Annotated in this window: 25 protein-coding genes and 3 pseudogenes; 15 read left to right on the top strand and 13 right to left on the bottom strand. The window is 70.1% G+C overall.

Annotated elements, in window-relative coordinates; all coding sequences use genetic code 11:
* Positions 1–97 precede the first annotated feature (97 nt).
* The 4 genes from VS93_RS12400 (at position 98) to VS93_RS12385 (ending at position 2,205) form a co-directional block, all read left to right on the top strand.
* Positions 98–427 (top strand): DUF2795 domain-containing protein, encoded by a 330-nt coding sequence (locus tag VS93_RS12400; RefSeq protein ID WP_046470092.1) that lies wholly within the window; start codon positions 98–100, stop codon positions 425–427.
* A gap of 23 nt (positions 428–450) precedes the next feature.
* A complete protein-coding gene (locus VS93_RS12395) occupies positions 451–657 on the top strand; it encodes a CsbD family protein (protein ID WP_046470091.1) in 207 nt (68 codons plus the stop codon).
* A gap of 184 nt (positions 658–841) precedes the next feature.
* On the top strand, positions 842–1,192 hold the full coding sequence (locus VS93_RS12390; protein WP_046470115.1) for a DUF190 domain-containing protein: 351 nt from the start codon (positions 842–844) through the stop codon (positions 1,190–1,192).
* A gap of 89 nt (positions 1,193–1,281) precedes the next feature.
* Positions 1,282–2,205 (top strand): arginase family protein, encoded by a 924-nt coding sequence (locus VS93_RS12385; protein ID WP_236700510.1) that lies wholly within the window; start codon positions 1,282–1,284, stop codon positions 2,203–2,205.
* A 50-nt stretch (positions 2,206–2,255) separates the two neighbouring features.
* Here the strand turns inward: VS93_RS12385 and VS93_RS32515 are convergent, their stop codons facing one another.
* Positions 2,256–2,522, bottom strand: coding sequence for an NAD(P)-dependent oxidoreductase (locus VS93_RS32515; RefSeq protein ID WP_201776622.1), 267 nt, complete (start codon positions 2,520–2,522; stop codon positions 2,256–2,258).
* Positions 2,519–2,887 carry an NAD(P)-dependent oxidoreductase gene (locus VS93_RS32510; protein ID WP_201776621.1) on the bottom strand — a complete coding sequence of 123 codons (369 nt, stop codon included), beginning with the start codon at positions 2,885–2,887 and terminating at the stop codon, positions 2,519–2,521. Before VS93_RS32510 ends, VS93_RS32515 begins: the two co-directional genes overlap by 4 nt.
* 101 nt (positions 2,888–2,988) lie before the next feature.
* Between VS93_RS32510 and VS93_RS12375 the strand changes: the two genes are divergently transcribed.
* Positions 2,989–3,582 (top strand): TetR/AcrR family transcriptional regulator, encoded by a 594-nt coding sequence (locus VS93_RS12375; protein WP_052745715.1) that lies wholly within the window; start codon positions 2,989–2,991, stop codon positions 3,580–3,582.
* Positions 3,583–3,829: 247 nt separating this feature from the next.
* Here VS93_RS12375 and VS93_RS12370 read toward each other — a convergent pair whose 3' ends face one another.
* Positions 3,830–4,642 (bottom strand): esterase/lipase family protein, encoded by an 813-nt coding sequence (locus VS93_RS12370; protein ID WP_052745714.1) that lies wholly within the window; start codon positions 4,640–4,642, stop codon positions 3,830–3,832.
* 230 nt (positions 4,643–4,872) lie between these two features.
* A complete protein-coding gene (locus VS93_RS12365) occupies positions 4,873–5,640 on the bottom strand; it encodes a TetR/AcrR family transcriptional regulator (RefSeq protein ID WP_046470088.1) in 768 nt (255 codons plus the stop codon).
* Between the two features lie 76 nt (positions 5,641–5,716).
* Here VS93_RS12365 and VS93_RS26965 point away from each other — a divergent pair, with 76 nt between their 5' ends.
* Together VS93_RS26965 and VS93_RS12355 are read left to right on the top strand one after the other, a co-directional pair.
* The gene (locus tag VS93_RS26965; RefSeq protein WP_201776620.1) at positions 5,717–6,439 is read left to right on the top strand and encodes a VOC family protein; all 723 of its coding nucleotides are present in this window, start codon (positions 5,717–5,719) and stop codon (positions 6,437–6,439) included.
* 171 nt (positions 6,440–6,610) lie between these two features.
* Positions 6,611–7,033, top strand: a complete 423-nt coding sequence (locus tag VS93_RS12355; RefSeq protein WP_236700509.1) for an HIT family protein — start codon at positions 6,611–6,613, stop codon at positions 7,031–7,033.
* 49 nt (positions 7,034–7,082) lie between these two features.
* Here VS93_RS12355 and VS93_RS12350 read toward each other — a convergent pair whose 3' ends face one another.
* Together VS93_RS12350 and VS93_RS12345 are read right to left on the bottom strand one after the other, a co-directional pair.
* A complete protein-coding gene (locus VS93_RS12350; RefSeq protein ID WP_046470086.1) occupies positions 7,083–7,733 on the bottom strand; it encodes a dihydrofolate reductase family protein in 651 nt (216 codons plus the stop codon).
* A 53-nt stretch (positions 7,734–7,786) separates the two neighbouring features.
* On the bottom strand, positions 7,787–8,824 hold the full coding sequence (locus VS93_RS12345; RefSeq protein WP_046470085.1) for a CDP-alcohol phosphatidyltransferase family protein: 1,038 nt from the start codon (positions 8,822–8,824) through the stop codon (positions 7,787–7,789).
* 481 nt (positions 8,825–9,305) lie between these two features.
* Here VS93_RS12345 and VS93_RS12340 point away from each other — a divergent pair, with 481 nt between their 5' ends.
* A complete protein-coding gene (locus VS93_RS12340; RefSeq protein WP_046470084.1) occupies positions 9,306–9,884 on the top strand; it encodes a GNAT family N-acetyltransferase in 579 nt (192 codons plus the stop codon).
* 39 nt (positions 9,885–9,923) lie between these two features.
* Here the strand turns inward: VS93_RS12340 and VS93_RS12335 are convergent, their stop codons facing one another.
* The 3 genes and pseudogenes from VS93_RS12335 to VS93_RS33380 form a co-directional block, all read right to left on the bottom strand.
* Positions 9,924–10,109 carry a DUF397 domain-containing protein gene (locus VS93_RS12335; protein ID WP_046470083.1) on the bottom strand — a complete coding sequence of 62 codons (186 nt, stop codon included), beginning with the start codon at positions 10,107–10,109 and terminating at the stop codon, positions 9,924–9,926.
* Positions 10,075–10,500, bottom strand: a complete 426-nt coding sequence (locus tag VS93_RS32505; protein WP_269082849.1) for a DUF5753 domain-containing protein — start codon at positions 10,498–10,500, stop codon at positions 10,075–10,077. Before VS93_RS32505 ends, VS93_RS12335 begins: the two co-directional genes overlap by 35 nt.
* 103 nt (positions 10,501–10,603) lie before the next feature.
* Positions 10,604–10,852: pseudogene (locus VS93_RS33380) on the bottom strand (helix-turn-helix domain-containing protein); the annotation flags it as partial.
* 252 nt (positions 10,853–11,104) lie between these two features.
* Here VS93_RS33380 and VS93_RS29140 point away from each other — a divergent pair.
* The 5 genes from VS93_RS29140 to VS93_RS12315 all read left to right on the top strand — a co-directional run bounded on the left by VS93_RS29140 (position 11,105) and on the right by VS93_RS12315 (position 14,325).
* Positions 11,105–11,251 carry a hypothetical protein gene (locus tag VS93_RS29140; RefSeq protein WP_156184804.1) on the top strand — a complete coding sequence of 49 codons (147 nt, stop codon included), beginning with the start codon at positions 11,105–11,107 and terminating at the stop codon, positions 11,249–11,251.
* Between the two features lie 69 nt (positions 11,252–11,320).
* Positions 11,321–11,443, top strand: coding sequence for a hypothetical protein (locus tag VS93_RS32500; protein ID WP_269082848.1), 123 nt, complete (start codon positions 11,321–11,323; stop codon positions 11,441–11,443).
* Positions 11,440–11,661: a hypothetical protein gene (locus VS93_RS12325; RefSeq protein ID WP_046470082.1), complete on the top strand. Its 222-nt coding sequence runs from the start codon at positions 11,440–11,442 to the stop codon at positions 11,659–11,661. Before VS93_RS32500 ends, VS93_RS12325 begins: the two co-directional genes overlap by 4 nt.
* Before the next feature lie 285 nt (positions 11,662–11,946).
* A complete protein-coding gene (locus VS93_RS12320; RefSeq protein WP_046470081.1) occupies positions 11,947–13,143 on the top strand; it encodes a DUF418 domain-containing protein in 1,197 nt (398 codons plus the stop codon).
* A gap of 438 nt (positions 13,144–13,581) precedes the next feature.
* Positions 13,582–14,325 carry a hypothetical protein gene (locus VS93_RS12315; RefSeq protein WP_046470080.1) on the top strand — a complete coding sequence of 248 codons (744 nt, stop codon included), beginning with the start codon at positions 13,582–13,584 and terminating at the stop codon, positions 14,323–14,325.
* Positions 14,326–14,524: 199 nt separating this feature from the next.
* On the opposite strand, the pseudogene VS93_RS29135 reads toward VS93_RS12315, so the two are convergent.
* From VS93_RS29135 to VS93_RS12305, 3 genes and pseudogenes are all read right to left on the bottom strand, one after another.
* A pseudogene (locus tag VS93_RS29135) lies at positions 14,525–14,965 on the bottom strand (SRPBCC family protein); the annotation flags it as partial.
* 60 nt (positions 14,966–15,025) lie between these two features.
* Positions 15,026–15,352 (bottom strand): annotated as a pseudogene (locus VS93_RS29130) (ArsR/SmtB family transcription factor); the annotation flags it as partial.
* Between the two features lie 20 nt (positions 15,353–15,372).
* Positions 15,373–16,803, bottom strand: a complete 1,431-nt coding sequence (locus VS93_RS12305; protein WP_082126837.1) for an FAD-dependent oxidoreductase — start codon at positions 16,801–16,803, stop codon at positions 15,373–15,375.
* A 91-nt stretch (positions 16,804–16,894) separates the two neighbouring features.
* Between VS93_RS12305 and VS93_RS12300 the strand changes: the two genes are divergently transcribed.
* Both VS93_RS12300 and VS93_RS12295 read left to right on the top strand, forming a co-directional pair.
* Complete coding sequence (locus VS93_RS12300; RefSeq protein WP_046470079.1) at positions 16,895–17,512, top strand: PadR family transcriptional regulator; 618 nt, start codon at positions 16,895–16,897, stop codon at positions 17,510–17,512.
* Between the two features lie 105 nt (positions 17,513–17,617).
* Positions 17,618–19,075, top strand: coding sequence for an NCS2 family permease (locus tag VS93_RS12295; RefSeq protein WP_046470078.1), 1,458 nt, complete (start codon positions 17,618–17,620; stop codon positions 19,073–19,075).
* Positions 19,076–19,195: 120 nt separating this feature from the next.
* Here the strand turns inward: VS93_RS12295 and VS93_RS12290 are convergent, their stop codons facing one another.
* Positions 19,196–19,822 (bottom strand): PadR family transcriptional regulator, encoded by a 627-nt coding sequence (locus tag VS93_RS12290; protein WP_046470110.1) that lies wholly within the window; start codon positions 19,820–19,822, stop codon positions 19,196–19,198.
* Positions 19,823–19,876 lie beyond the last annotated feature (54 nt).

Here is a 19,876-nt window from a genome sequence, read left to right as displayed (position 1 = left end):
GCCGAATTTCGGCGCGGCGAGCGCGATTCAACTCCGGACCGATTCGGTAGCGGTCCCCAACGGGTCGAGGTTCCCCCGTTGGAAGGAGCGCAGTCTCATGGTGGCGACGACCACGACCGAACGCCTGCAGGCCGCGCTGAGCGGCGCGGACTTCCCCGCGCACAGGGACGACCTCGTCGAGGCCGCGCGGGACAGCGGCGCCGACGAGGAGACCATCCGCGCCCTGCGCGCCATACCGGCGGAGGACTACGCCAACTTCAGCGAGGTGACCGCCTCGGTCCGGATGGCCGATGCCGGCGGTCCCGACTCCGACTCCGACAAGGCGAACGCCCGGCGGCACCACACGCACCCGGGCATGGCCGAACGGGAGAAGGAGATCCCAGGCAACCCGATCGCGGAGGAACTCGGAGAGAACCGCGGCAGCTAGGAACGTCACGAAAGGAGACGCATATGAGCACCGGTGACGAGGCCCGCCACAAGGGCGAAGAGCTCAAGGGCCAGGCCAAGGAAGCCGCCGGCAAGGCCACGGGCAACGAGCAGTGGCAGGCCGAAGGCGCCTACGAGCAGACCAAGAGCAAGCTCAAACAGGCCGGGGAGAAGGTCAAGGAGGCCTTCACCGACGGTGACAAGGAAAGAAAGGACCGGGAGGACCGGTAGCGCTGTCCGCGCCCGGCGCCGTGTGCCCGGATCCTGGTACAGGACTGCCGGGTCGCGCGGCTCCCGGTGCGGCGAAACCCCCGCTCGGCCGCGGTCCGATACGGGCCGGGGCCACCGCTTGTCCGGGTCCTTTCGGGGTATCGACGGGGAAAGGGCCGCGCGGGCACCGAAGGGGGTGGACCTCATGGGCCTGCCGGAACCGGCGCTGCGGTTGACCGTCTACGTCACCGACAGCGACACCTGGCACCACAAGCCTCTGTACACCGAGATCGTCCACCGGGCCCACGCCGCCGGACTGGCCGGGGCCAGTGTGTTCCACGGAGTGGAGGGGTTCGGGACCTCCAACCGGATCCACACCTCGCGGCTGCTGTCGCTCACCCAGGACCTGCCCGTGTCCGTGGTGATCGTGGACGCCCCCGAACGCGTCCGCGCGTTCCTGCCCCAGCTCGAAGAGGTCATCGGCGAGGGACACGCGGTGCTCGACGAGGTGGAGGTCATCCACTACTCGGGCCGCGGCAGCAAGCAGTCGGCCTGACCACCGCCGCCATCGCGGCCGGTACGTGCGGTGCTCCCCGCGCGGGCGGGCGTCTTTCGTGCGAAGCCGGTCGCTGAAGAGGGCTGTCGGTGCGCATCACTAGGATGCACCGCATGATCGTGGTTCTCGACGCACCGTCGAATCTCGGATTGCGACCTCCGGCCCCCGGGCTGGAGCCCGGCTGCCGGAGGATGGCCGACGCCCTGCGGACGTGCGGCCTCCCTGATCGCCTGGAAGCGGAGGACGCCGGGCGGGTCGAGCCGCCGCCGTACTCCCCGGAGCGGGATCCGCGGACCGGTCTGCTCAACGCGGCGGGCATCGCGGAGTACACGGTCACGCTGGCCGACCGGGTGGCGGCCCTGTTGGACGGGCCGAAGCTTCCGGTCCTGCTGGGCGGGGACTGCTCGATCCTGCTGGGTCCCATGCTGGCCATGCGCCGGGCGGGTACGTACGGCCTGGTCGCCATCGACGGCAGCGTGGATTTCCGGCATCCCGGCAACTCCGCCAAGGTCGGCGCGGTCGCCGGGGAGGCGCTGGCGGTCGGCACCGGACGCGGGCACCCGGCGCTCACCGACCTTGAGGGGCGCCGCCCGTACGTCCGCGACGAGCACGTCGTGGCCCTGGGCCACCGCTCCGATCTGCGCGAGTACGCACCCGACATCCCGGACAGCGCCATTACCGAGTACGACGTCTCCGCGATCCGGCGCCTCGGCCCGGAGGCGGTCGCGGCCGGCGCGGTCGGCTACCTGGCGGCCCAGGGGGTGGACGGCTTCTGGCTGCACGTGGACGTGGACAGCCTCGACCCGGCCGTGATGCCCGCCGTCGACGCGCCCGATCCGGACGGGCTCAGCTTCGGGGAGCTCATCTCGATCGTGCAGGTGCTGGTCACCTCGCCGCTGGCCGCCGGCGCGCAGTTCGTGATCTTCGACCCTGACCTGGACCCGGACGGGCGGCTCGCCGCCGAACTGACCGAGGCGATCGCGACCGCGCTGCGTCCCCGGACCGACCGGTGACCACAGGCGTGCCGAAGGCGCGGCCGGCGTGCCCTGCGGTCCGCCCGTTCTCAGGTGGCGACCGAGACGGCGGTCCGGAACGTCGCCTTGTCGTCCACGGTCTCCAGGACGGCGTGGGCGAGGTCGGCGCGCGGGATCTGGAAGCCGCCCCGGACGTTGCCCCCCGTACGGGCCCGGTAGTTCGCGGTCGGCGGCTTGTCGGTGAGCTGGGGCGGGCGCATGATGGTCCAGTCCAGGGAGCTGCGGCTGACCACCTCCTCCATGCCGAGCATGTCGGTGAAGGCGTGCCGGAGGATCCGCCGCAGGATCGGCTTCACCAGGCACGGACGAGGAGTCCGTCGCCGTCGGTGTGCGGCCCGCTGGCACTGACCACGACGAGACGTGAGACGCCGGCCCGTTCCATGGCCCGGACGATCGATCCGGCGCTGTCGGTGCACACGGTGGTGGGGACGTTGCCCGGAGGGCCGATCGCCGACACCACGGCCTCGTGGCCGCTGAATTCGGCGGCGAGCGCTTCCGGATCCATGACATCGGTCCGCACGATCCGCAGTCGCGGATCGGCCGTGCCGTCGAGCTTGGCCGGGTCGCGGACCAGCGCCGTGACCGTGTGACCGCGTTCGAGTGTCTGCTCGACCACATGGCGGCCGGTCCGCCCGGTCGCGCCGAGAATCGCGAGCTTCATCGGTCTCCTCCACTGGGAAGCGCCTCGAAGAATGGGTGAGTAAGTACTCACTCACTCTTACTATGGTGAGTGGACACTCACCTGTCAAGGAAGGCGGAGCCGTGAGCACACGCGACCGGATCCTGGACGCCGCGGCGGAGATCATGCGCACCGATGGCATAGCGCGGGCGACGACCAAGGAGATCGCGGCCCGCGCGGGATACTCCGAGGCAACGTTGTACAAGCACTTCACCGACAAGCCGGAGATCTTCGTCGCGGTCCTGCGGGAACGGCTCCCGCAACTGAGCGAGGTGCTCAGGCTGCTGCACGCGCGGGTCGGTCAGAGCAGCGTCCGGCGCAACCTTGAGGGAGCGGTCGCGGCCGCGCTGGCCTTCTACGATGAGAGCTTCCCCATGGCGGCGGGCGTCTTCTCCGAACGGCGTCTGCTTGAGGCGCACCGAGCGGGGATCCGCCGGCTGGGGACCGGCCCCGAGCACGTGAACCGGGAACTCGGTGCCTACCTGCGCGCCGAGCAGGAGCAGGGGCGGATCAGTCGGGACGCCGACCCCGAGGCCGTGGCGTCCCTGCTGTTCGGGGCGTGCCTGCAGCGCTCGTTCTTGCGCCACTTCTCCGGCGAGCCGGCCCCGGAGGAGTTCGCGACCACCGCGTCGACGCTGGTCCGGATCGTCATCACCGGGATCGAATCCGAACGTTGACCGGCATGACCGACCCCTGCAGGGCTCCCACGCCCGTGTCACAGCCGGCGGGCCCGGCCACGTCTCCCTGGCGAGCGCGGGAGACCGCGCCGAAGAGCCGTACGCGGTCTTCGTCCTGGAGGTGGACCCGGACAGCGGCCGGGTGGAGACGATCCGGCTGATCGGCAACCCGGACGAGCTCACCGGGATCAGCCTGCCGTCCGGCGGGTAGGGAGTTCTCCGGCGCCGCCGGCGACCCGGCTCGCCGTCAGACGGTGCAGGCCGGCGCGAAATCCGGGTCGGCTGGGCCGGTGCGTTCGAGCGCGTTGAGCACCCACTGGTGGACGACCTGGTCGTTGGGGCTCTGATCGTGCTCGACCAGGGTCAGTGGGCAGCGGTCCTGCAGGGTGATGTTCGTGACCCGCTCCGCCGGGCCGGCGAGGAACGAACTCGTGTAGGGCGTGACGACCAGGTCGTACTTCGTAGCGATGACCGTGTAGTCGGGGCCCTCGGGCGCCTCGTCGCCGGCGTTCAGCTCGGTCAGGAAGTCCGAGCCGGCGCGCTGTTCCTCGCAGGCGGGGCAGAGCCCGATGTCGGACCAGGGAAGGTCAGTGATCGGGCTCTCCGTGCCGTGGTTGGACGGGACGATCCCGACCAGGTTCTCGACCTTCGCCTCGCCGCCGAGGAACTTGATGTAGTAGCGGGGCATCATGCCGCCCTGGCTGTGCCCCACGAGGTCGACCTTGTCCGCTCCGGTCGCCCCGCGCACCCGCTCGACGAACGAGGCGAGTTCCCCGGCCGAGTCGGGGATGGAGCCGGTCGCGTTGTTGCCGTAGTCCAGCGCGAAGACGCAGTATCCCCGGCTCCTCAGTCGCGTGCTGAGGGTCGTCCAGCTCTTCGCCATGTTCTCCATCGTCCCGTGGACGAGCACCACCGGGTTGGGGCGCTCGTCCGTGGGGGTGCAGGACCAGTCGTTGGCCCCGGGCGGCGAGATGCCGCTGGTGCCCGCGGTCGCGAGTGGGGGGCCGGCGACGACCACGAGAACGGTGGCCAGGAGCAGCAGCACGAGACGCGGGCGCATGGTCTTCCTCTGGAGCGGGGTCGGGGCCACAGGGCGGTCGAAGCCGGAGGGGGCGACTCTCGGGGCACCGCCCGGCCGGCCGAGCGCAGGGTGTGGCCTGCGGGGGGCTCCGAAACACGATATTACTCGCGAGTACCAGCGAAGAACAGTTTGCGCAGGCGCAACGACTCTGTCAACCCCGCACGCGAGGCGGTGTCCGGATGCGTCGGGCCCATCCGCGACCGGGGACGCTAGCAGGGCGAGTCGCGCTCGACCAGGGCCGCGACCCCGTCGAGTACGCGCCGCAGGCCGAACTCGAAGGCCTGCTCCGGATCGTAGGTGCCCTGGTAGTACTCACTTGAGGCGGCTCCGACCCGAGCGGCCACCGAGTAGCGCTCGGCGTCGAAGACCTTCTCCAGCGACGGGGCGACGGCCGTCCACCACTCGTCGTCGGTCTGGCCGCTGCGCTCCTGGAAGAGCCTCCACTCGACCAGGCCGGCCGCGGCCTCGCGCGCGTAGCCGAGCACCAGCGTCAGCACCTGGTCCATCTCGACGTCGGTGAGCCCGACGCCCTCGACGCTCCGGAGCTCGTAGTCGTACTTCGCCACGATGCCGGGGCCCAGCGGAGGGCGGAAGGAGAAGACCCGCAGCAGCCACGGGTGCCGCTCGTAGAGCCGGCGGTTCTCGCGGGCCACCTGCTCCAGCCGGGCGCGCCAGCCGCCGGGGACGTCGCTCGGCCGGTCGGTCTCGCCGCTGACCCGGTCGACCATCAGGTCCAGCAGTTCGGCCTTGCCCGGCACGTAGCGGTACAGCGACATGGCTCCCACGCCCAGCCGCTCCGCGACCCGGCGCATCGACAGACCCGTGATGCCCTCGGCGTCGGCGAGCCCGACGGCCGCGGTCACGATCCGGTCGACGGTGAGACCGGGCTTGGGCCCGCGGGTGGCGCGTTCGCGGAGGCCCCAGAGCAGCTCGATGCTGCGCGCGGGGTCGCCGCCGCCGGAGTACTCGATGGGCATTGCCTTCTCCCCTCAACTGCGTGTACCGTACCCAGAAATAAATCGAGTACGGCGTACCCATATTGGGGTGATGGGAGTGGCACAGCGACCGTTCCGGGTGAGCCTGCGGGTCGGCGACGTCCAGGCCGCCACGGAGTTCTACCGCGGTCTCGGCTTCGAGGAGGTCGGCCTGGTGCCCGACCCCGGCGGACGGACGGTGTTCGCGATCCTGCAGCGCGGCGACGTGCACCTCTGCGTCGACGCCCTGGTCGGCCTGCCGTTTCCGGACACCGAACGCGAGCAGCGGGTCCGGCAGGGCCCGCGCGGGCTCGGGGTGGTGATCGGGATCGAGGTGGACGACCTGGAGGCGACCTACGCGTACTGCCGGGAGACCGGCTGCGAGATCACCCGCGAACCCATGGACGAGGCGTGGGGGGACCGCGTCTTCGAATGCGTCGACCCCTTCGGTTACGTCTGGGAGTTCTCGCGTCCGATCGCGGAGAAGGCGGGCTGGCCGCTGTCCGGGCGAGCTGGTTCGGCGGCGCCTGAGCGCCCGCGGGCCGCCGCACCGGCCGCGGCGGCCCCAACGTCCCCGCCGGCGCCCCGGAGAGCAAGCTCGCCCAGGCGCTGCGGAACGCGATCGTGCTCGGCGAGTCCAAGGGCGCCCCCCGCCAGGCGGCCAGGATCCTCGACGCGACGCTGGCGCGGCACGGCGATTCGGCGTGCACCGTCGATCGGGTGGAAGCGCTCGTCTACCGGGCCGAGCTCGCTCTCGCGCTGCGCGACGGCGGCCGCGCGGACACGCTCCTGGCCGAGGTGAGCGGTACGACCATGAACGACACCGACCGCGAGCGGCTGGCCGACGCGCTGGCCAACGCGAGCGAACTCGAACGGACCCGCCGCGCCGAAACAGAGGGAGCCTGGCACCGGCGGTCCGCCGGCGCGGGCGGACCGGCCACCGGGAGACGACGCGGGGGCTATGATTCGACGCGTGTCCCAGCCCGATCACGACTGCCTGTTCTGCGCCATCGCCGCGGGCGACCGGCCCGGGCACATCGTCCTCGCCGATGGGGTCGCGGTGGCGTTCCTGGACGTCCGCCCCCTGTTCAAGGGCCATGTCCTGGTGGCCTCCCCCGGACACGTGGAGACGCTCGCCGACCTGCCCGCCGACCAGGTGGGCCCCTTCTTCGGCCGGGTCCAGGCCATGGCGGTGGCCGTCGAGCGGGCCATGGACGCCGCGGGGACCTTCGTGGCGGTGAACAACAAGGTCAGCCAGAGCGTCCCGCACCTGCATGTGCACGTGGTCCCGCGCAACCGCAAGGACGGCCTGCGCGGGTTCTTCTGGCCCCGCACCAGCTACACCGACGAGGCCGAGGCCGCGGACTACGCCGCCCGGATCCGCGACGCCCTGTAGAACGGACCCCCGGGGCCGCCCACCAGCGGGCGCGCCGGGCGGGGCGCGGCTACCTCCGGATCCTGTAGCGCAGCCAGACGAGGCCGTCGTCGAAGGTCTCGCCCGCCAGAAGGTCGAGCGCGCGGGCCATGGCGGGGGCCGATCCGTACCAGTGGCGGTCGGCCCGGGCACCGGCCATGTAGGGATGGACGAGGAGGCTCATCTCGTCCAGCAGTCCCGCGCCCAGCAGCACGCCGATGAGCGAGCCCCCGCTGTCGACGCGCACCACCCCGACTCCGCCGCGCCGGCCGAGGGCGTCCAGCACGGCGGCGAGGTCGACACGCTCAGCGCCGAGAACCAACTCCTCCACGGTCCTGTCCACCGGCCGCGGCGGAGTGGACTCGGCATGCAGGGCGAGGACACCTGACCAGTGCCCGACGTCGCGCAGCGCCTCCCATTGCCGGACGCGTCCCCGCCCGTCGACGACCGCGAGCAGCGGCCCGCTCCGGGCAGGCCCGGGGCGCGGAGCCGCGGCCAGCGCCCGCTCCTGCGCGAGGATCGTATCGGCTCCGGCCAGGGTGACGTCCTCCCGCCAGGTGGCGGCGAGCTCGTAGAAGCGCTCCACGTTCGGCACGAAGCCTGAGGTGGCTCCGTCGATGGAAACGGCCGCGTGCGCCAGTACGTAAGGACGCCGCCTCGGGTTGTGCGCATCTGACGGCATGTTCGCAATCTAGCGCGCGCACCGGAGTGCGGACCGACCGCAACACGGTCCCTTCACGCGGTCCCGGTGCCGCCCGTTCCTGCTACGGCGTGTGTATCCTCCGCCGGAACCGGGGTTTCCGCACTGCCGCCGGCGGCCGCCTCGACCGCGCCCAGCACCCGGGTGAACTCCCGGGTGGACAGCCACAGCTTGTAGACGATCAGCAGCTCGAACGCCATCATCGCCGCCGCCGAAAGCGCGATCACCCACAGCATGGCGTTCACCGACACCGCGCCGACCAGTGGAGCGACGACGAACGTCCCCATTTGGAACTCGATACCGCTCACCAGGTGCGGGCGCACCCGGTGCCGCTGCAGCATGTCCCTGAAGCGGGAGTACCAGGGAAAACGCGAGTTGAACCGGCGCTGCAGCTCGGTGGCCTGCACCTGCCGGGCACGCGCCCGCGGAGTGGGGGCGCCGACCGCGTCGCCCCCCGCGTCCTCCGCCTCATCGCGCTGCTGCAGGTCGCTGCTGAACCGATGGCCGGCTTCCACGGCCAGCGCCGCCTGCTCACATGCCTCCTGCTCCAGGTCGTTCTCCCGGATCGCGCGGACGAGGCTCTTGCGCATCCCGGAGCGGACCTTGGCTATCTGCGGGGCGTTGAGGTAGCGGAACATGTCCGTGAACACGATCCCCAGGGCGAACCAGATGAAGACCTGCTGCCCGCTCGCGGCGTACTGGCCGCCCATCAGCGCGACCGCGCACACCAGCACCCGCAGCCGGTCGAAGACGTAGTCCAGCCAGCTCCCGAAGACCGATCCGTTGCTCTTCAACCGGGCGACCTTGCCGTCCATGCAGTCCAGCACGAAGCTGAGATGGAACAGCAGCGCGCCCGCGACCAGCCACGGCCACGACGCCATCGCGAAGCACAGGGCGGCCCCGAGCCCGAGGCCCAGCGCCGCGAGGGTGAGGTGGTTGGGGGTGATCGAGGTCCGGTTCGCCGTCACCAGCACCAGACGCGCCGCCAGCGGGTCGACGAGATACACCGTCCACCACGAATCCCGCGCCTTGTACGTATGCTCTCGGACATCCTGCAGAGTGAAGACGGACATGTCAGGTACCTCCATGGGGATCGGGGGAAGAGCAGGGCTGTGGAAAGGTCACCCGGCCAAAGGGGCGAACCCGACCAGCGGCTGGTCGGCTCGTGAACGCCGGGCGGCTCAGAGGTGAACCGGAGGTGACTCGTCGCAGCACGTCCCCTAGGACGTCGTCCCGGGCACTCGGGTTGTCCGCGCGTCCGGTCATCCCACTTCGTTAGATACGTTGAGTCTCCTGAAAACAGCACTCAGCGAGCGCAATCGCGGTGATCCGATACTTTCGAAACAGATCCGCCCACCCGAGGAGAAGGAACGCGGACCGGACGCCCCGCCATTGGTCGCATCCGGAATCGCTCGTGCGGGGGAGGCGGCCGATCATCGCCGCTCCCGAGCCGCCGGAACGCCCCGCCCCCCAACACCGGTCTTGAGAGAACGGGGTCAGAATCACAAATAAGATCCCGCTTTCACCGAGACCGACGAAGGCAACGGAGGCACGGTGTACACCGAGCAGACCGCACACGGCGGGGCGCCCCCGGCCCCGGAGCTCCGCCAGGCGACCCGCGAGGACATCCCCGCGCTGACCGCCCTGGTCGAATCGGCCTACAGGGGGGAGCGGTCGCGCGAGGGCTGGACGACCGAGGCCGACCTCCTCGACGGCCAGCGCGTCGACCCCGCCATGCTGGCCGAGACGCTGGAACGCCCCGCCACCGCCGTCGTGGTGGCCGAACGGCACGGCGAACTGCTGGCCTGTTGCGAACTGGAGTGGGGCGGCGGTGACGGCTACTTCGGCATGTTCGCGGTGCGGCCCACCCAGCAGGGCACCGGCCTGGGCGGCCGCATGCTGGACCACGCCGAGCGGCTCGCCGCCGCCCGGGGCTGCCGCCGGATGCGGATGAAGGTGCTGCGCCAGCGCACCGACCTCATCGCCTGGTACGAGCGCCGCGGCTACCGGCCTACCGGAGAGACGTTCCCGTTCCCCTACGGCGACAAGCGGTTCGGCATCCCCAAACGCCCCGACCTGGAGTTCGTCGAACTGGTCGTACCACTGCCCCCTGCCGAGGACGGCGCACACTAGCGCCCCCGGCCCGTGAGGGTGGGGGCGCCTTACTGAGGTCTACAGGTCGTCGGTTTGGAGGTCCGCGAGGAATGCGGACCATTCGACGGGAGGGAATGACAGATGCCCGGCGGCGCGGTTCTGGGTGTCGCGGACCTGCACTTCCGCGTCTGTGGTGCGGAATTCGACGCAGTTAGTTGCGCCACCCTGACTATACGTACTCTTCCGCCACTGGTCGTTGACCATCGTCGAAGTCTCTCCTTATCGCAGCTATAAGCCTGCGTGAGCCGCTCGGGGGCAGTGCGGTAATGCCCAGTTCCCCGAACACCCCCACGTAACCACCCACGACGTCCCGGTCATCGGTCGGGGTACCGCTAACGCGCGTCTCTGTGTAAGCGACAACCCCCTGTTCAGGAACGGTGAACAGCAGGAACGGCCCATCCTGTCCCGGGTGTGTTTCCGTGCTCATCGGGACCACGTACACACCGACGTGAGGCCGGGCGGAGACGTCAAGCAGGTGGTCCAACTGGGCTTTCATCGTGTCGCGACCCCCAATAGGCCGCCGCAGCACGTGTTCCTCTATGACCGCTCGCAACAACGGGGGACGTTCTGCGGTGAGGATGGACTGCCGTTCCACGCGGGCGCGAACTCTCTCGTCCAGCTCTCCCTCGGTAGCTGGTCGGCCTCCCCTGCCGAAGACTGGCACGGGCGTATTCGAGTGTCTGGAGCAGCCCGGGAACGAGCAACGGTGCGTACTCCCGGATCTCGGACGCCTGGCGCTCCACAGCGACCACGCCAGCGAACCAGGACGGGAACCCCCGCCCGTCCTGCTGTAGATCCTCCCATCTCCGAATCAGCGCACCACCGGTGGTAAGAACCTGATCGAATCTTCGTATTTGTGCGGGTGTGGTGCCTTTGTTGCCACGCTCAATAGCGCTTACCTGCGACTGGGATATTGGGATAGCGCGTGCCAGTTTCGGCTGCGACATACCGGCGTGTTCTCGCCATTTGCGAAGCTCGACGCCGAACCGCCGCCGCACATGTTCGGGGGTTATAGCCATGGGATCACTATCTACCTCCGAGTGAACGTTGAGCAATCCCTCCTATCCGGGAGTTTTTCCTATCCAACGCTATCTCTGGTTTCTGTTTTCCAGAGATAGGACGGTAGTGAAGCGAACACGACAAGACCCCCGCGACGCGGCCGGCGTCCGGGGGCGTGGCCACCACTCACCGGAGGAGTGATGACGTTGTCCATCCTGCCAGCACGGCACAACCGCCGTATTCGCCCCTACCTGTTCTGCCTGGAACGCGCCCGGGCCACCCACCAGGCCGCTTTCGGCCGGTCCGCCTCGCCCGCGCTCCGCACCGGCCTGGAGGTGATCCGGTGAGCGACATCCACCCCAGCCTGTACCTCCTGAACGGCGAGGCGGCGAAGAGCCTGAGCCTCCCCCTCCACGATGCGGGCGTGGGCCCGCCAGGGTCGCATCGGCTACCTGACCGCCCCCAACGGCTGGCGCTACTTCCGCGCCGATGACGTCTACGCGCTGCGCGACTCCCTACGGGAGGTGCCGGGCGAGTGACCACCGTCTGCGAGATCCGCCAAGTGCCCGACATGGACACCCTTCGGTACTGGGCGCGCGCCATGGGGGTGACCGTTGAACAGCGCGGGATCACACTGGAGGGCAACGACATCTACGGCGCGACCTACGGCGTGACCACGCTCGTGTGCGTGGTGGTCCCCACGGACCGCCCCCGACGGCCGCCCCTGCACTGGGAATCGCCACTCGAACACATGTGAACCCCACGCCGGACCCGACCACAACCAAGCGGAAGACAGCCCTTACGGGCCACCGCCACCGCGCCCAACCCCGCGCGCCTTCACCGCCCCTCCCACACCCCCGTGAAGGCGCGCGGTCGCCGTGCCCGGGCCCCTCCGAAAACGCCGCGGCCGCGGGGAAAGCGGCGCGGATCCGGGTCGGCGCCCTCTCTATCGCGGAAGGAATCCGACCACAATCCTCCCTATGGTCTGGCACAGGAAAGAATCGGAGCCCGAGAATCACATAGGTCCAAGAAGGGCAGCGCCATGACCCCACCTGCTCCCGCTGCGGCCCGCGGCGCCACCCCCACAGCGGAGCGCAAGCTCGCTCCCGACCTGGCACGGGGGGTGATGCTGCTGCTGATCGCCATGGCTTACGCCGGGGTCTATGCGGGAGTGGCCTTCGGTGTCCCGGCCGCGGAGGCCTCGCCCGTGGACGGCGTGTCCCGGTTCCTGACCGTCCTCTTCCTGGACAACCGCGCCTTCCCGATGTTCGCGATTCTCTACGGTTACGGCATGGGCTGGCTCGTCGTCCGCCAGCTCAGTGCCGGGACCGGCGAGCGCGAGGCGCGGCGACTGCTGCGGCGGCGCAGCCTGTACCTCATCCTGTTCGGCTCAGCGCACACGTTCCTGGTCTTCCCCGGCGAGATTCTGGCCTCCTACGGTCTGGCCGGTCTCATTCTGGGCTGGCTGCTGTTCCGCTCCGACGGCGCGATCAGTCGCGCGATCGCGATCCTCACCCCGATCTACGCACTGACCGTGACACTGGCCATGCTCGGATTCGCGTTCATGGGGGAGGACGACAGCGCCGAGCAGTGGGGGCCGGCCGGCTACACCACGACCGATGACTGGGTGGAGCGCCTGCTCGGTGTGCCGTTCACCCCGCTGTTCATCGCGTTCGCCTACCCGTTGCTGCTGCTCGTCGTGCTCGGGTTCCGGGCCGGTCGCCGCAAGCTGCTGGACGCCCCCGAGGCGCACCGCGGCCTGTTGACCCGCATCGCGGTCGTCGGGATCGCCGTCTCCGTGCTCGGTGCGCTGCCCGCGGCCCTGGTCACCGTGGGCGCACTGTCCCCCGGTGCGGTGTCCACCGGGCTCCTGCTCGCCCTGCAGGTGCTCACCGGTGTGCTCGGCGGCGCCGGCTACGCGGCTCTGTTCGGCCTGCTCAGCATCCGGCTCACCGAACGGCGCGGGCCGGTCGTCCGCGCTGTCGCCGCGGCGGGGCAGCGGTCGCTGACCTTCTACCTGTTCAACTCGGTGCTGGTGGCCGCGATCCTGCACCCGGAACTGGGCGGGCTCGGGGCGCGTGTGGATTCCTTCGGCGCACTGTGCACCGCGTTCGCGGTGTGGCTGCTCGGTGTCGGCATCGCGGCCTGGCTGGACCGCACCGGCCGCCGGGGGCCGGCGGACGCCCTGCTGCGCATGCTCGTCTACCGAGGCGCGACGAAACAGGAGCGTGAAAGGTGAGGTATCCGCTGCCTGCGCACCATCTTCCGCCGCCTCCAGGTGCGCTCCCGTGCCGAGCTGTCCCGGCTGGTCTCCCGGCTTCCCTCCGATCACGGTTGACCCGGCACCCGCTGGTGGGGCCGCCGTTCTCCGTTCCAGGCCGGGCCCGTTCCGGCCGATGTCCCACGCTTTTGCGGGAAACCGAAATCGATGGGATAAACGGGGTTGCCCGCGGCTTGCCCTGGGTGTCCCGTCTCTAGGAGCTCTGCACGATATGGCCGGTTATCCGCCCGTTCCACCGCCCGGACAGCCGGGACCACAGGTCCGTACGGGCCCCAGGGCCCCGCTGGTCCGCCCCCCGGCTACGGCCCTCCCCCTCCGTGGCCGCCTCCGCACGGGTACCCGCCGCAGCCGCCCGGAGCCCCGGGCGGGGGTTTCCCCGGCCCTCCGGGCGGGCCCATGCCGCCGAACCCGTACCAGCAGCCGCAGCCTCCGCGGCGCAACGGGTGGCTCATCGGCGGTCTCGCGGCCGGACTGGTCGTACTGCTCATCGGCGGCGCCATCGTGACGTGGGTCGTTTTCGGCTCCTCGGCCCCCTACGCGTCGTTCGGCGACTGCGAGGAACTGCTGGCCGAGGATGTCCTCGACGGCGTCCCCGGCGCGGAGGGCAGCTCGGTCGAGCAGGCGGACACCATCGACGGGGCCGACATCGACGAGGCGAACTTCCAGGAGGGGCAGGAGTGCCAGGCCGCCGGGGATCTCGACAACCCGTACGGCACCGACGAAACGCTGGTGAACGTGTTCATGTACTGGCACGCCACCGAGACCGAGGAGGAGGACTACTCCAAGGTGCAGCGGGATCTCGGGAGAACCCTCGACGAGTTCGAGGAGACCTTCCAGATCGATTTCGCGGAGGACGGGGGCACCGCGGCCTCCGCCGACACCAACGCCGAGTTCGAGATGCGGGAATCCTCAACTGGGGACGGCGGGCACGTGGTGCTGGCCAACGACCCGGACGACGAACTGGGGTTCCTCCACGAGAACGGCGTGTGGGCCACCTCGGCGTTCACCACCCGGAACCTGGAGGTGTACGTCACGTACTCGGGCACCTCCGATGTCTCCGCTGAGGAGCACCTGGAGATCGCGGCCGACCTCGGGGACGCGGTGCACCGGCAGGTCTCCCGGACGGTCGAGACGGAGTAGTGCCCCCGGGCGCGGATGGCGCCGGTCCGCACCGCGCCTGCACGCCCTCCTCGGTCGGTGACCTCGGTCCTGCCGCGTGAAGCGGGCCGGAGCAAAGGGCGGCCCGTCCCGCCGCATTCACCCGGACCGCGTTTCGGTACATCCCGGGAGGAGCGGCCGGAGCTCTCTCCGTCCGCTCCCGCGCCCTACCCGCCACGGCTCATACGGCGCTTTCGCTCTTAAGGCTCTGGGCGACCTCGGCGAGGCGGTCCATGCTCTCTCGCGCTCCGTGCTCCATGCCGGACTGGACCATGCCGTCCCGGTCCTCGACAGACTGGAAAACGGACAGCTCCGTCAGTCTCGTCCCGCCGTCGGCCATCTCGAAGGTGACCGTCGAGAGGAGCACGTGCCCCGGAGCGCCCTCGAACTCGAAGGTGGAGACGACCCTCTCGGGAGCCACGACGTCGTGGTAGACGCCCTTGAAGGCGTACTCGTTGCCGTCGGCGCCGCGGTTGATGAAGCGCCAGAGGCCGCCGGGCCTGACGTCCATGCGGTCGACCTCGGTGGTGAGCGAATGAGGCCCGCACCAGTTGGGAACGAGCTCGGGGTCGGTGTAGGCCCTGAACACCACCTCGCGCGGGGCGTCGAAGACCCGCGTCATGACGATGTCCTGCCGGCCCGGTTCGATGACGAATTCGGTCTCAGCCATGGTCGTGCCCTCCTGTGCGTGCTTGATCCTCTGGATCTCCTGGTCGAGTCGGTCGAACCGGTCCTTCGCGACCTCCCGGTACCGCTCGATCCATGTGGATGCGGTGTCCAGAGGCGCCGTTTCGAGGCGGCAGGGCCGCCACTGGGCGTCCCGGCCCCGAGTGATCAGGCCGGCTCGTTCGAGCACCTTCAGGTGTTTGGAGATCGCCTGGAGGCTGATGTCGAACGGTTCGGCCAGCTCGTTGACCGTCGCCTCCCCGTCCGCCAGCCGAGTCAGGATCGCCCTGCGCGTCGGGTCGGCCAGCGCCGCGAAAGTGAGGCTGAGCTGATCGTCCGCCATCCCATATTCAACCTTCTCGTTTAACAACCAATAGGTTGATTGTGCGCGCAGCGAGCACCCGAGTCAAGCGCGGACCGATACCCGGGCGGAGAAGAGCAGTGCGCCGCCGAGTACGGCGAAGCCCCGGGACCGCCGCAGGGCGGCTCAACCCGAAGGAGGAGGCGCCGGGGCCCCATTGCCGATAGCGGCGTGGCCGGCGCCCGCCGGCCCCGGCCGCCCGGGCCGGGGCACCACCTAGCCTGCGGGTGGCCGGCGGGCTCGGCCACGGGTGCCTCCCAGTCGATGTGGTGGCCGAACAGCCACCGGTCCGCTTCGCCTCCCTTGCGGGACATGCCCTTGAAGAGGAGCGGCAGCATCAGGTCGCGCAGCACGCGGCCGACCGGCCCGGGGGCCTTCTGGTCGCCGTTGCGTTTGCCATAGGCGACGACGCGCTCCACCCGTTCTCGCCGCCCGCCTTCGAACGCGGCGAAAGCCTCCTCAGCAGTGGGCAGGTCACGCAGGCATTTCGCCATCACCACGGAATCCTCCAGCGCCATCGAGGCCCCCTGACCGGACGCGGGGGACATCGCGTGCACGGCGTCGCCGATCAGGGCCATCCGGCCCCGGTGCCAGATTGGCACCGACGGGAAGTCGTAGGTGTTCCAGCCGGCGAAGATCTCGTCGGTGGCCTTGAGGATCCGCAGCGCGGGCGAGTCGTCCGCGGCCAGCAGGTCCGTCAGCCGGGCCCGCCACTGCTCCGGCGTGGTCGCGGCGAGTTGTTCCCGGGTGGGTTCGGTGGGCTCCGGCGGGTTCGCGAACCACCAGACCGCGCCGTTCGGGTGTTTCGTCCAGCAGAAGAAGCAGCGCCGACCGAAGACCATGTGCATCACACCGGGGTCGCCGGGCACGTCCACCTCGTGAGCGAATCCGCCGGCGTTGCCCAGCCCCAGGTACCGGGCCCGCGGCGCGTCCGGGTCGATGATCTCTCGGGTGCGCGACCGGAGGCCGTCCGCCCCGATCAGCAGGTCCCCTTCCGCCTCGGTGCCGTCGGTGAAGGCGGCCCGCACACCGCCGGGGGTGGCGGCCGCGTCGGCGAGCCGCTTGCCGTACTCGATCCGGACACCGCGGCGCAGCGCCTCCTCGTGGAGTGCGGCGTACAGGTCGGCCCGCTTGACGGTCTGGCTGATCTCCCCGCTGGGTCCGGCACCTGACCGCAGCCCGCCCAGCCGCTTGCCGGTGCCGCTGTAGAACTCCATGGCGGGGGTGTCGAACCCCAGGTGCTGAACGGTGGTGTCGAGATCGAGGGCACGCAGGGCGTCCATACCGTTGACCGCGAAGGTCAGGAACGCGCCGATGCCGTGCGCGGTGCGATCGTGCGCCTCGTGGACCACGGCGTCGATGCCCGCTTTGCGTAGCGCGATCGCGGCCACCGGACCGGCGATTCCTCCTCCGATGATCAGCGCCTTGGCCATCGCCCCCACCTCCACGCTTCATAGTTATATGATGACTATACATACAATGACTATGGAGTCAACCAACTCTCGACGCCCTGGGAGGCGATCCATGACGGCGCGGACGTACCGGCGCTCACCGCTGGCGGTGGTGCTCCTGGTCCTGCTCGCCGAGGAACCGATGCACGCCTACCGGATGCAGCGGTTGATCAGGGAGCGGAACAAGGACCAGATCGTCAATATCGCGCAGCGCAACAGCGTCTACCAGACGCTGGACCGGCTGCTCAGGGCGGGGATGATCGAGGTGCGCGCCACCACCCGGGAGGAGAATCGGCCCGAACGCACCGTCTACCAGATCACCGACGAGGGCCGGCGCACCCTCCGCACGTGGCTGCGCACCATGCTCTCCGCCCCGGCCCGCGAGTTCCCCGAGTTCCCGGTCGCGCTGGCGTCACTGCCGATGCTGCCGCCGCAGGAGGTCGCCGGCCTGCTCGAACAGCGCGCGGCGGCACTGGAGGACAGCCTCGCCGAACTCGACGCCGGCGCGGAAACCGCCGCCCGGATCGGGCTGCCGAGGCTGTTCGTAGTCGAGGACGAGTACCAACGCGCGATCACCGCCGCCGAGCTGCGCTGGGTGCGCTCACTCCTGGACGACCTGCGGGAGGGCCGCCTGGACTGGGACGAGGAGTGGCTGCGCGGCACCGCGGAACGCCTGGAGCGCCCCGAGTAGCCGATTACCGGATATGTCCTCGTGACCCGGATCGAAACATTTCTCTGGCATCCTCGCGCCGCAGGAGAACTTCGGCCGCTCGACCAGGGCAGGAGCTGGGCAGACATGGCAGAGGCAACAGCGTCGCGGTCCCTCATCGACAGGCTCTTCAAGATCAGCGAGCGCGGCTCGACCCCCGGACGCGAGATCCGCGGCGGGCTGGTCACGTTCTTCACGATGGCCTACATCATCGTCCTCAACCCGCTGATCATCGGCACCGTGCCGGACGCCACCGGAACCTACCTCGGCGGCGGCACAGAGCCCGACCTGGCCAAGATCGCCGCGGCGACCGCTCTGGTGGCCGGCGTGGTCACGATCCTGATGGGGGCGATCGCGAACTTCCCGCTGGCGCTCGCGACGGGGCTCGGGCTCAACGCGTTCGTCGCGTTCGGAATCGCCACCCAGATGACCTGGGACGACGCGATGGGGCTGGTGGTCATCGAGGGCTTCATCATGCTGGTGCTCGTGCTCACCGGCTTCCGCAAAGCCGTCTTCAGAGCGGTCCCCCGGGAGCTCAAGACCGGCATCAGTGTCGGGATCGGGCTGTTCATCGCCTTCATCGGCCTGGTCAACGGCGGCTTCATCAGCGCCACGCTGCTGCCCTCCCCGCCCGTCGAACTCGGCGTCGGCGGGACGCTGACGGGATGGCCGGTGCTGGTGTTCTGCATCGGGCTGCTGACCGTGATCGTCCTCTACGCGCTCAGGGTGCGGGGCGCCATCCTCTGGGCGATCGTCGGCACCAGCGTCGTCGCCGTCATCGTCGAGGAGGTCGGCCGGATCGGCCCCCGCGACCCGGAGACCAACCCGACCGGGTGGACGCTGAACGCCCCCGAGATCCCCGAGCGGGTCGCCCAGCTACCGGACCTGTCGCTGCTCGGCCAGTTCACCCTGCTGGGGTCGTGGGAGCACGTCGGCGTCGTCGTGGTCGTCCTGCTCGTCTTCAGCCTGCTGCTCACCGACTTCTTCGACACCATGGGAACGATGGTCGCGGTCGGTTCCGAGGGCGGGCTGCTCGACGAGGAGGGAAACCCGCTGAACTCCCAGCGCATCCTGGTCGTCGACTCGCTCGGCACCCTCGCCGGCGGGGCCGGTTCGGTGTCGACCAACACCTCCTACATCGAGTCCGCCGCCGGGGTGGGGGACGGCGCCCGGACCGGGCTGGCCAGCATCGTGACGGGTGTGTGCTTCCTGCTGGCGACGTTCCTGTCCCCGCTGGTGGCCATGGTGCCGAACGAAGCCGCGGCCCCCGCCCTGGTCATCGTCGGATTCCTGATGATGACCCAGATCCGGGCCATCAGATGGGACGACACCGAGCTCGCCATCCCCGCGTTCCTGACGATCGCGCTGATGCCGTTCGCGTACTCGATCAGCGTCGGGATCGGCGCCGGGTTCGTCTCCTATGTGGTGCTCAAGGCGGTCCGCGGCAAGGCCGGGGAGGTCCACCCGCTGATGTGGCTGGTGGCGGCACTGTTCGCGGTCTACTTCGCGGTCGAGCCGCTCCAGAGGCTGCTCGGCGTCTCCTGACGCCCCGGGCCCGGGAGACGGAGCGGGCCCGTACGGCCGCCCGGCGGTCAGAAAGGGTGCCGCTCGGGTCCGGAGCCGGTGGGGGTTGGTCGTCCGGCCCCACCGCTCTCCCGGCCCGTGTCACCTCTCGCCGGTTTCCCGGCCCTCCCCGGCCTCGTCGTCCTCGGCGAGGATCCGGTACAGCCCGCGCTTGCTCTCGGCCACCAGCTTCCTGGCCCGCTCCAGCTGCTGTTCCGTACCGACCCGAGCCACCTGGTCCGCCGCGGTCGAGAACTGCGCCGCCACCTCCTGGAATCGCGGTGCCGCCTCCCCGGACGGCGCACCCACCTCCCGGAGGTGTCTCGCCGGAGCGTGGACCTTGATCTGCCTGGGCTGAGCCTCTTCGGGCTTTTCGGGCTCTTCGGCGGCCGCGGCCGGGGCCGGGGCCGGAACCGGTGTCTCCCACGGCGGGGCCAGTTCGGCGGCGTGCTCCTCGACGTACCTGCTGCCGGCGTGGGTCAGCTCGAACGGGCGCTGCCTGCTGCCTCCGCCGCCGGCCTCCGAGAGCCGCACCAGCCCCTCGTCGTCCAGTCGGTCCAGCACCGGGTAGATCGTCCCGGACGTGGCACGCCGGCGGCCGTTGCTGCGTTCGGTGACCTCGTTGATGATCTCGTAGCCGCTGAGCGGCCCTTCCGCCAGCAGCATCAGGATCCCGGCCCGGAGGTCGTCGTGCTCCGGGCCGGGATCGTTCACCGATGTCGCTGTCATGTGGCCCTCCTTGGTCTCTGCCGGCCTGCGCGATCCCCACGAGGAACGCTCCGC

The sequence above is a fragment of the Allosalinactinospora lopnorensis genome, assembly GCF_000981225.1.
GTDB lineage: Bacteria > Actinomycetota > Actinomycetes > Streptosporangiales > Streptosporangiaceae > Allosalinactinospora > Allosalinactinospora lopnorensis.
The sequence above is the reverse complement of the archived record's forward strand: the minus strand, read 5'-3'. Positions and strand labels throughout refer to the sequence as shown.